This is a genomic window from Crocosphaera sp. Alani8 (genome assembly GCF_038442745.1).
Taxonomy (GTDB): Bacteria; Cyanobacteriota; Cyanobacteriia; order Cyanobacteriales; family Microcystaceae; genus Crocosphaera.
This window is the reverse complement of record NZ_JARVCN010000307.1, coordinates 1-3,834: the sequence shown is the minus strand read 5'-3', so window position 1 is coordinate 3,834 and position 3,834 is coordinate 1. Positions and strand designations below refer to the sequence as shown.

Sequence of the window (3,834 nt, the reverse complement as noted above, 5' to 3'; positions counted from 1 at the left end):
CTTGGAGAAGCCCGCACTGTAACGGTACTCCGTTCAGTGTCGGGAGTCGTCACGCAGGAACAGTTGATCGATTGATAGTCCTCTTATTTCCTCATAATTAAAGCTATTTTTTTAGGGTGCCTTTTAGTATATAAAAAATCAAAGCTTTCTTTCTGCGATCGCACTTCGCCTTGATTTCTGAGACTGCTATATATAACCACAGATAAAACCCCGACGTTAACGTCGGGGTTTTGATTAAGGAACGCCACTAAAAACCAACAACTTAGGCAATTGGTCCGAACAAATTTATAATCAAAATTTATTCAGAAATTAAAAAAGGGTTAACCTTCTATCCTTATCCTATGGATAACTAATCCAAAAACTGATCATTATTGTTTATTCAATCTTCAATTCATATCTAGGAAAATTTATGTTACGTCGTCAATTACTGTTGGGGGCATTAGTCTTATTGCCTTTATTTGGGGGATGTGGCAATAACTCACAAACCTCTGAAAACTCTTCTCAGGTGGCATCTTCAGCAGCTAAGTCTGAAATTATCATGGGGTTAATTCCCGCAGAAGACAACGAGGAAATGTTGGCTAAATTTGAGCCGATGCGCGCTCATTTAGAAGAAAAAATCGGGATGCCGGTTAAAGTTTTTCAAGCTACTGACTATGCTGGTGTCATTGAAGCGATGAAACGAGATCGGGTGGATATTGCTTGGTTTGGTCCCCTTTCCTACGTTTTAGCGGAACAAGAAGCAGAAGCAGAGGCTTTTGCTGTGGGAGTTAAAGAGGGTGGGACTTCTACCTATCAAAGTATGATTTTTGTGCCAGGAGATTCTCCCGCTAAATCTATCGCTGATTTAAAAGGTGCAGATGTAGCCTTTGTTGATCCGGCTTCCACATCAGGATCTTTAGTACCTAGCTATATGGTAAAGAAAAGTACAGGTGAAATGCCTGATCAATTTTTTGGCAAGGTAACTTATGCCGGTTCCCATGATGCGGCACAATTGGCAGTGAAAAACAAGACGGTAGCCGCCGCCGGCAGTAATGATATCACCCATGAAAAGATGCTAGAAAAGGGCTTGATAAAAGATAATGATCTGCGTATTCTAGAAACATCTGATCCCATTCCCGGTTCTCCTTTAACTTATCGGGGCGATTTAGATCCTGAAATGAAAGCCCAGATAAAAGAGATTATTTTGAATGCTCATAATGAGATTGAAGTTACAGGTTATGGTACCTTAGCTCGTTATGAAGAAGTAACTGCCCAAGATTATCAAGTCATTCGGGATATTGTGCAACAATTAGGGTTACAAAAAGAGCAAATCCTTAAATAAGTGTTTTGTCATGACTACTATTGAATTTAAAGGGGTGACAAAAACGTTTAACAATGGTTTTCAAGCAATCCAGAAGACAGATTTAATTATTAATCCTGGAGAGTTTACAGTGATTCTGGGATCTTCCGGTGCAGGAAAATCAACGCTGTTACGGATGGTAAATGGCTTGGAAACCCCCTCCCAAGGAGAGATTTTCATTGATCAACGCAAGTTAACCCCACAAAATCAACATCATATTCGAGCCAAGGTGGGGATGATTTTTCAACAGTTTAATTTGGTTAATCGTCTCAATGTGATGACTAATGTGTTAATTGGGCGTTCTTATTATCGTCGTTGGTGGGAGAGTCTTTTTTATCTTTTTAGCAAACAAGATTATAAGTTGGCTCATTGGGCGTTAGAAAGGGTTGAATTAACGGATAAGGTTTGGCAAAGGGCCAATAATTTATCGGGAGGGCAACAACAACGGGTAGCCATTGCCCGTGTTTTGGTGCAAAAACCCCAGATTATTATTGCTGACGAACCGGTGGCTAGTTTAGATCCTGCCACAAGCTCAGAAATTATGAATTTGTTGTTCAAAATTTGTAAAGAAGATGGAGTGACTGTATTAGCAAGTTTACACCAAGTTAATTTGGCCATGCAGTTTGCCGATCGCATTATTGGCATTAAACAAGGGAAAATTATATTTGATGATCAGCCTGTTAATTTGCTTCATAACAGTCTCCTAGAGACAATTTACCACAAAGAAGATCATGAAAATATCCATGTGGCCTAGACATTGGCCGACTGAAAATGGATTACCCACTCGTGGAAGCATTTTCTTTGTTCTCATTGTTGTTATCATTTTGCTGATAACTGCTCCTCTGGTGGAATTTAATCCCATCACTATTGTTAAATCTAGCGGTAATTTTTTTAATTTTGTCTCTAATTTACTGACAATTCCTGAGTGGAGTTATTTGCCAATTCTTACTAATAAAATGCTTGAAACCATTGCTATGGGTTTTTTAAGTACGGTGTTTTCTTGTTGTTTTAGTTTACCATTGGGAATCTTAGCTGCTAGAAATAGTAGTCCTTTTCCTATTGTTTTTCATGTAGTGAAAAACTTACTCAGTTTTATGAGAGCTTTACCTGAGATTGTCTGGGCTTTGTTGTTTGTTTCTGCGTTGGGATTAGGTCCTTTTCCTGGTATTTTAGCTCTTACTTTTGTCACAACGGGATTTATGGGTAAGTTTTTTGCTGAAAGTATTGAAGTGGTTGATGTGGGGATGATTGAAGGGGTAGAAGCAACAGGGGCAAATTGGTTACAAAAGGTTTATTTTTCTATGTTGCCTCAAGCAATGCCTGATTTTATTGGCACAACTTTGTATATTCTCGATAATAATATTCGTTCAGCGACTGTACTCGGTTTTGTGGGTGCTGGAGGTATTGGTTATGAGTTGATTTCTTCAATTCGCTTATTCAATTATGGTCGTTTGATTTTAATTGTTTTGGCAATTTATTTGATGGTGACTATTTTAGATTATCTCTCAACTCAACTACGTTCTTATATTATTTAACCGAAAACATAATCATGTCTAAGTTACCACCGAAACCGTTTAATTGGCCCCTTGTTATATTTGGTATTGTTGTATTTTTAACCATTATTTGTTTAGTTTATTTACAGTTACCGTTTGGAGAATTACTCCGTAGCGGTGAAAATATTACGGAATATTTAAGTCGTTATACTCGCCCAGATTTTAGTGAGTTGCCTAAATATCTCTGGTTGATGTTAGTTACAGTTATAATTGCTTTTTGGGGGACAGTTTTATCTCTAACTTTAAGTTTTTTCCTCGCACCCATAGGAGCCAAAAATCTCTCACCTCACCCATTTATTTATCGAATAGTAAGAGAACTTCTTAACTTTTTTCGTGCCATGCCAGATTTGGTTTTAGCCTTAATTTTTGTGGCAGCATTAGGGTTGGGACCTCTCCCTGGCTTTTTAGCTCTAGGAATTCACACTACGGGGTTTTTAGGTAAATTTTTGGCTGAAAGTATGGAACGAGTTGATAAGGGTATCTATGAGGGAGTAAGTGCTACTGGAACTAACACTTTACAGTTAATTATGTATGCAGCTTGGCCTTCAATTTTACAAGAGGTGATTGGTTATACTCTGTATATTTTTGATCGTAATGTTCGTATGGCAACGGTATTAGGTTTAGTGGGTGCTGTAGGTATCGGTGTTGAATTAAATACAACCCTTCGTTTTTTTAACTATGATAAATCTGCTACTTTAATTTTGATTATTCTGATTACTATTATAGCTATTGATTATTTATCTACTTGGCTAAGGAAGCAAGTTTTATGACAACTTATGAACGTTCTTTATGGGTCAAAGCTTTGACGGCTCATTCTCTAGAAACTATTTACAATTTAGCTGAAGAGATTGGCAAAAATTGGCAGATTAAAGATAAAGTTTTACCTCAAACTCACATCTTGCACCTGACAAGACAAAGTTCCAAACCATGTTCATAAAACCA

At 37.6% G+C, this 3,834-nt stretch carries 5 protein-coding genes; all 5 read left to right on the top strand.

The annotated features are described in order from the left end of the window. The first annotated feature begins 409 nt into the window (after nucleotides 1-409). The 5 genes from phnD to P9B04_RS16425 are packed head-to-tail and all read left to right on the top strand — an operon-like array spanning nucleotide 410 to nucleotide 3,829. The gene (gene phnD / locus P9B04_RS16445; protein ID WP_342056069.1) at nucleotides 410-1,321 is read left to right on the top strand and encodes a phosphonate ABC transporter substrate-binding protein; all 912 of its coding nucleotides are present in this window, start codon (nucleotides 410-412) and stop codon (nucleotides 1,319-1,321) included. Between the two features lie 10 nt (nucleotides 1,322-1,331). Beyond that, the gene (phnC, locus tag P9B04_RS16440; RefSeq protein WP_342056068.1) at nucleotides 1,332-2,093 is read left to right on the top strand and encodes a phosphonate ABC transporter ATP-binding protein; all 762 of its coding nucleotides are present in this window, start codon (nucleotides 1,332-1,334) and stop codon (nucleotides 2,091-2,093) included. Beyond that, nucleotides 2,071-2,874: a phosphonate ABC transporter, permease protein PhnE gene (gene phnE, locus P9B04_RS16435; protein ID WP_342056067.1), complete on the top strand. Its 804-nt coding sequence runs from the start codon at nucleotides 2,071-2,073 to the stop codon at nucleotides 2,872-2,874. Before phnC ends, phnE (P9B04_RS16435) begins: the two co-directional genes overlap by 23 nt. A gap of 14 nt (nucleotides 2,875-2,888) precedes the next feature. After that, on the top strand, nucleotides 2,889-3,662 hold the full coding sequence (gene phnE, locus P9B04_RS16430; RefSeq protein WP_342056066.1) for a phosphonate ABC transporter, permease protein PhnE: 774 nt from the start codon (nucleotides 2,889-2,891) through the stop codon (nucleotides 3,660-3,662). Further along, nucleotides 3,659-3,829, top strand: a complete 171-nt coding sequence (locus P9B04_RS16425; RefSeq protein ID WP_342056065.1) for a hypothetical protein — start codon at nucleotides 3,659-3,661, stop codon at nucleotides 3,827-3,829. The genes phnE (P9B04_RS16430) and P9B04_RS16425 overlap by 4 nt, the downstream gene beginning before the upstream one ends. The last annotated feature ends 5 nt before the right edge of the window (nucleotides 3,830-3,834 follow it).

Excerpts from the sequence above, each read along its gene's own strand:
- P9B04_RS16425 (WP_342056065.1), top strand. The coding sequence starts at position 3,659 with ATGACAACTTATGAACGTTCTTTATGGGTCAAAGCTTTGACGGCTCAT.
- phnE (WP_342056067.1), top strand. The coding sequence starts at position 2,071 with ATGAAAATATCCATGTGGCCTAGACATTGGCCGACTGAAAATGGATTA.
- phnD (WP_342056069.1), top strand. The coding sequence starts at position 410 with ATGTTACGTCGTCAATTACTGTTGGGGGCATTAGTCTTATTGCCTTTA.
- phnC (WP_342056068.1), top strand. The coding sequence starts at position 1,332 with ATGACTACTATTGAATTTAAAGGGGTGACAAAAACGTTTAACAATGGT.
- phnE (WP_342056066.1), top strand. The coding sequence starts at position 2,889 with ATGTCTAAGTTACCACCGAAACCGTTTAATTGGCCCCTTGTTATATTT.